2 protein-coding genes and 2 pseudogenes are annotated in these 5495 nt (G+C 41.7%); all 4 read left to right on the top strand.

From position 1 onward, the window contains the following. Positions 1–372: pseudogene (locus tag ACCI49_RS23300) on the top strand (hypothetical protein); the annotation flags it as partial. Between the two features lie 628 nt (positions 373–1000). Further along, positions 1001–1228 (top strand): HNH endonuclease, encoded by a 228-nt coding sequence (locus ACCI49_RS23305; RefSeq protein WP_371841640.1) that lies wholly within the window; start codon positions 1001–1003, stop codon positions 1226–1228. A 545-nt stretch (positions 1229–1773) separates the two neighbouring features. Next, positions 1774–3225 carry an MBL fold metallo-hydrolase gene (locus tag ACCI49_RS23310; RefSeq protein ID WP_371841642.1) on the top strand — a complete coding sequence of 484 codons (1452 nt, stop codon included), beginning with the start codon at positions 1774–1776 and terminating at the stop codon, positions 3223–3225. A 676-nt stretch (positions 3226–3901) separates the two neighbouring features. Beyond that, positions 3902–4567, top strand: a pseudogene (locus ACCI49_RS23315) (carbon-nitrogen hydrolase family protein); the annotation flags it as partial. Positions 4568–5495 lie beyond the last annotated feature (928 nt).

Consider the following 5495-nt stretch of genomic DNA (forward strand, 5'->3'; position numbering starts at 1 on the left):
GGCTATTTCTTTATGCCGGCAGATCCAGCTTTGATTGAGTGTGCTTTGCGGGTGTCAGAAGATATTCCCGAAACCAATATCCTGACATACGGCACCATTGAATCTACAATCGACGTCTCTGTTGATTCAATCTCATACACAAGAGAGCATGACTGGGAAGCTTCGGAGGTCAGTTCAGAGATTGATATCAATACTGCTACCGCTGGGGAGAGTCTCCCTATTGAACTGGTCGACTCACAATCTACACTTGCACAATCCTATGAAGCTTGTATCAATATTTCCGGATACTTTATTCAAAAATTAATGGACATAAACGGGTCCGATCTTGACAGTTACCGGAATCGTTCTGAAAGATTTCAGGCCCCGCAATAATGATTTGTGATGGAAGGGGCAGGAGCCAGGTGGAAGTTTTTTCTTGAAAACTAAAGTAGGATTTCTTCGTTCATTTCAATGGGGCTTCCCTCTTTCTGAAGTCAGATCCAGCCTAACTTAAATCGCATATAGCTCTGAGCGAATATGGCCTTCTCTTTATAGGATATAGCGAGGCGAACTGGATTTCCTGAGTAGTTAATTTTGGATTTCCATGTCTTTTTTAACTGGGTGCCCAGTACGGAATAACCTTTATTAGTTTCCCCATTATACCTCCTAGTACGATGCCTCTAAATAATGGAGCGGCCGCCATACGTCTTATTCTGCCTATTATTATAACTGCCGCTCTAGTCGGCTGTCTTGAAGTCGAAGCTAAAGAGGAGCGGGGCTATGACCGTCACGAGGGCTGCCGAAGTGGTCTGACTCAGACGGCGACCGCTTGAGTACCCGCCAGGAGCTGCTAGTTCAATTCACTTTGGCCTCGGTTACTTTCACCAATGCTTAGGGTTGCAAAGTTCAATCTGACCTATAACTCTGGTCCCATACTTTGGCCAAATCTTTGGTCAGGCTTCCGACCTGGTTGATGAATTCATTGCCCCACTTTCTTGGCGTACAAGCACGGTGGTGTCAATTGAGCGATAGAGCTAAAGCGACAGCTTGCAGAGGACCCGATAATCTTTGGCTGGTTGATAATGGTCGGAACCAGGGCAAGGGCGACAAAGGCCCCGATGAGTGGATGCCACCCTACAAGCTCGTACAGGCCATCTATGTGCAGCGGTTTAAAACGGTAATGGAGAGGTATGGACTGAGATTCTCGTGGGAAGAGTCAACCCAGGTTTTAGCCTTGCTGAAGGAATAGAAAATTCACAGCTCTAAAAGCTCATAGTCTGCTTTAGTTCTTAGGGATGTTGCTTCCCCTTCATTGATAAGTTTCATTGGACCCTGACAGTTTAGGCCTAGCTAGTTCTCCGGGTTGTTTGAAAAACAAAAAAGAGGCAGTAACGGGCCTTGAGGCATAAGCCCACATGCTTCCATAGTCCCGCTTAATGCTGCAGATTCCACGACGACAGAAGACTGAGACAGTCCTACTTGAATTATGTCTCTTGCTACGAAGAAGTGCCTTTGTTGAGATACGCCTTACACAGGACGCGGAGAGTGTCCATACTGCGCATGTCGAGATTGAGAAGGATAATATCGGAGTCTTACTAAGCCATTGATTCATATATATACAATTATCTATTACTTAGAAAGAGTGCTAATTAGTAAAGGCTAAATTCTCAGAAAAAATCATACAACGCCAACCTTTTGGCGACAATTAAAGTCAACTGACCGAAGTTCGATTGATACTTCATTGAAAGTCGACCTATTATTTAAAAGGCCATTAAGAAATAATAGGGGAAAAAAATGAAACCCGCTTTTCCATTTATAATAACAACGACAATAGCCTTGTTAATAACTTCTCCCTCATTCAGCCAAGAGATGGGGCTTCAGAAAAAAAACACTAACGGAAAGATGATTATCGAACAAACTGTTAAAGCTTATGGTGGAGAGAAGACCCTAAATGCTATTGATAAAATATATATAGACTACAAAACGACTATCATAAGCCGTGGGCAGAGCCGCGGAACTACTCCCCCCTGGGACACCATTATCGCAGACCAAAAGGAAGCCATAGACTTCTCCAAAGATCTAGTCATTACGGAGTACACTGGTCAAGGTGGTGGCAGCAAGGTCTCAATCCGGACAGAAATTGAAGGGCAGAGTGGCCATAGGCTGGATCTCTACAGCGAGACCAGCGCACCAATTTACAATACCGATTTCCAAAGCCTAGCAGGCCAAATTACAAGAACAAACAGTACACTTTTATTAAAACAAGCTATTAAATATAAAAATGACTGTAAGTATCTGGGGGAGCAGTTGTACAATGGTAAGCCCCATCACCTGATACAAATTAACCCAAACAATGAACCTTCTATCACTCTCTATATAGATAAATCTATAAAGCAAATTTCTAAAAGTGAGAGATCTACTGATAATTTTAAAATAGAATATTTCTTTGGTAAGTATCAAAAACAGGATGGGCTTTTGCTACCATTCCAATCATCATATTCTGTTAATGGTGATCTAGCTAGAACAATGGAGGTTGAAGCCTACACATTGAATCAACCTGTAAGAGATTTATTCTCAAAACATTCCACTTTTACTAATATCCTTGGTGATAAAGTAACCCCTCCGGCAACTACAGTTCTCGACAAAGGAGTTTACTGGGTGACCCAAAACCTGGGTGGAGGGTTATTTGGTCAAAGCAGCTTATTTATCGAGTTTAAGGATTATGTATTGATGGTGGGTGCTTTATCTGGGGCTCGACAGAGAATAAATCATATCAAAAATAAACTTGGTGAAAAGCCGATAAAATATGCCATTATTTCTCACCATCACAGCGACCATATTGGTGGAATACAAGAAATAGTAGAAGAGGGTATCCCAATTTTGGTTGCTAAAGCGCATCAGGGGGTGATTTCTGATTCTTTATCTAGCAAAGATAAAGCTAATATTGTCGTTGTTGGTTCAGACAAATCTTTTTACGATGAAAGCATGAGAGTTGATATCATCAATATAGGGCCGACCCCACATTCCATTGATTTTTTATTAGTCCACCTGCCAAAGTTGGGTATTATATTTGCTGCAGATCACTTTGAGATCCCCAGTAACGGACCCTTACCACCCCAGAGCGAGAATAGTGCATTTCTGGCTAAATTAATCCAGGAAAATAATCTGAACGTTACTAGGATCATCCCATCTCATAGCGCACGTATAGCTTCCTACGAAGATCTTATCACAGTGAACAACACTTAATAATCTTTTAAGAAGCCACTACTTTTGACATGATCACTAATCTATCGATTGATTAGTGATCAAGGTCTACCGGGTTTTTATGCAGTTCGAAGAAGTGTGGGTGCCTTGTCTTCTCTTGCTAGAAAGGGTATACTTCCCGCCCCTAGTGATCCTTTATCTTTTTACTCCTTATGGCAATCGAAAATACATGACATTACAAGTCATTTCCTTGTTTAGGAGTATATTGCACTTAGTTTGTGATTTATGCGGACAATACATTGGGTTTTTACTCACACTGAGTGATCGAAAAAAACTATTTCAGTGCTTTAGGAAATTGTGAGTCAATTTGGGCGCTGCCCCTGAAACATTTAGTGCAAAGCTTCGAACTTCTTTCTGGCACCATAAACTGGCATGAATGGTGCCCAAATACACGGATGTCTCATACATAAATGATAGCTTGCTACTTTATGTTACTTTTAAAACAGGCCAAAACTCGAAAATGATCACCGAAGTTGATATGTAGACGGTAAGTGGTTTATCGATTTATTGGTGTCCGAAGTATCTATAAAAAAGATGAGTATATGATTTTGTGTAACCAGTACAATTCAAAGGCAGATAATGAATAATTTTAAGCTTGCAGTAGCTCAAACTCCTTCAGACAAAGGGAATTTAAAAAACAACATACAGGCAGGAGCATGTCAGAGCAGTTAATCGAGCAGGAGCTGAAAGGATTTCATTAATCTTTTTCCCTGAGCTATCATTAACTGGATATGAGCCAGAACTGGCAGAAAGTTTGGCGTTTACAGTTGATGATGTACGCCTTGAAAAGTTATCGGATGCAGCTATAAAAAATCATATTTGGGTGATTGCAGGTGCTCCACTTAAAGAAGGTGAAAAACTTACAATAGGAGAAGTCATAATATCTCCTGAAGGCTCAATATCTACCTATTCAAAAATGACACTTCACCCAGGAGAAGAGCAATTTTTTAGTGCAGGTATTAAACCAAAAATGCTTGAAATTGGTCATCATAGAATTGCTTTGGGTATCTGTGCTGACACCAATCATCCTAGTCATATTCAATCCTATGTTCAAAATGGGGCAACAATTTATCTAGCAAGCTCACTGATATCAGAAAGCGGTTACCTTGCAGATACAGAGGCTCTCTCAGTCTATGCCAAGGAGCATAATATTCTGGTAGCAATGGCAAACCATAATCACCCAACTGGCAAATGGGTTCCTGTAGGGCAAAGCGCAATATGGACAAAAAAAGGCCTTTTGGCAGCAGCCAGTAAAACCAAACCATCCTTGGTCATCGCACAGCAAATCAATGGAATATGGGTTTCCAAGATTATTGAATTGTGAAATTTCGTGTCCAATAGTCAGTCTTTAACCATATTTCAGCTTGCTCTGGCGGGCTGAATAATGTGGTTCATGTAGCGCTTATTCATGTACAAGCAGCGGTAGATTGCGGCATCACCAGTAATGGTCCGTGGCGCAGCTCTAGAACCCCGGGGATTAATCAGGCATTATCCAATGCTTACTTAAAATCCGAAGGGCTATACGAGCTGGGGGGAAGGATGGACAAGCTTCACCATTCGCCGTGAAACGCCCTGTGCGGACCCGCATGCGGGGTGTTGTGAGGGCTAGATACCCCCTGCTACCCGATGATGAGTTTTGCCACTACAATGTTTCTCTATAGTTTGGCCACTTATTCACCAGATCAACTAACTCGCTAGCCTCCAAGGTGGTTTCACCTGTTGCCGTTACTGAGCTATATTGCATCTGCTTCTACATAGGTGCAATTAACCACACAAAACTCATCCACTCTATTGCCTGTATACTTCTCGGGTTTTTCCACCCTACCATTTAGCAATGTGGATGCTACTACGGACACCTCTTTTGTTCTTTCTCTAAGAAGTAAAGCTAGGGTAGTTTCAAGATCCGGCACCGAAAAAGCACTTGGCTTATTACAGATTATTTTTTATTCTAATGAGTTGATTTTGACTCATAATTCCATGGTAATCTGCGTTGCGTGCGAAGCGCTTTTTTGTGGTAAAGTGGCTAAGCCTCCAAAAAGACGCGTAGTGTACAGCGTCAGTTTGACAGGTTTGTTAAGTATTACACGAGCCAAGTTCCATATAAACTTTATCAAGCCCTTCGGCATACCCATTTTTAACAATTCCAGTGACTTTATTAACCCGGTGGCTCTATAGTTCTGTATAATACCCAAATGGATATTATTGATGCAAGAAAATTACCCGCTTCCGCGCAGGAAGAGAAACGCCGAACT

Source organism: Microbulbifer epialgicus, assembly GCF_041447265.1.
GTDB classification, from domain to species: domain Bacteria; phylum Pseudomonadota; class Gammaproteobacteria; order Pseudomonadales; family Cellvibrionaceae; genus Microbulbifer; species Microbulbifer epialgicus.

Excerpts from the sequence above, each read along its gene's own strand:
- ACCI49_RS23310 (WP_371841642.1), top strand. The coding sequence starts at position 1,774 with ATGAAACCCGCTTTTCCATTTATAATAACAACGACAATAGCCTTGTTA.